Source organism: Vibrio sp. 1249-1 (assembly GCF_033340495.1).
Genome location: NZ_JAWOWJ010001005.1, coordinates 1 through 550 on the forward strand (window position 1 = coordinate 1; position 550 = coordinate 550).

1 pseudogene is annotated in these 550 nt (G+C 42.0%); it reads right to left on the bottom strand.

The annotated features are described in order from the left end of the window. A pseudogene (locus R7Z50_RS30155) lies at positions 1–453 on the bottom strand (phosphodiesterase); the annotation flags it as partial. Positions 454–550: the final 97 nt, after the last annotated feature.

Below are 550 nucleotides of genomic sequence, written 5' to 3' on the forward strand. Positions count from 1 at the left end.
GCGATCTTCTTCGTAAATCACACTGCCATTTGTACTTACTTTATCGAGAGAAGAGCCTTTATCATTAATCCCAATCGCGACCATAGGAACATTGCGCTTGGGGTTCTGAAAATAATTTCTGACGAAACGCATGGCTGCGTCGTCAGAGATAATCACACCATCAAATTCATAAGCTCGATATTTAAACCGAAGATAACTCGCCATTTGTTGCAAATAGCCTTCGGAATGAACACGCTTCGCGTCCAAATATTCAATGGATAGTTTGACTTCGCCGTCAGTTTGCTTGAATCCCTTTTCGATTCCCGCCTGAATGTCATTAGTCCATTGATAAGACGGATCATAGGAGTGAAGCACGAGAACTCGTTTGAGCTCCCAATTTGTTTCCTCTGCTTGTACGGCAACCGTGCCTATGCACAACACAAGAGTGAGAAAACGCGCTAAACGCTTAACCATTTTTTACCCAGCCGAACCAATGCAATGCTGCATATAGTAGCGCTTCATTTTTAAATGAAGCCGATATTGATCAACTTTCTATTATAATTGTGTCACA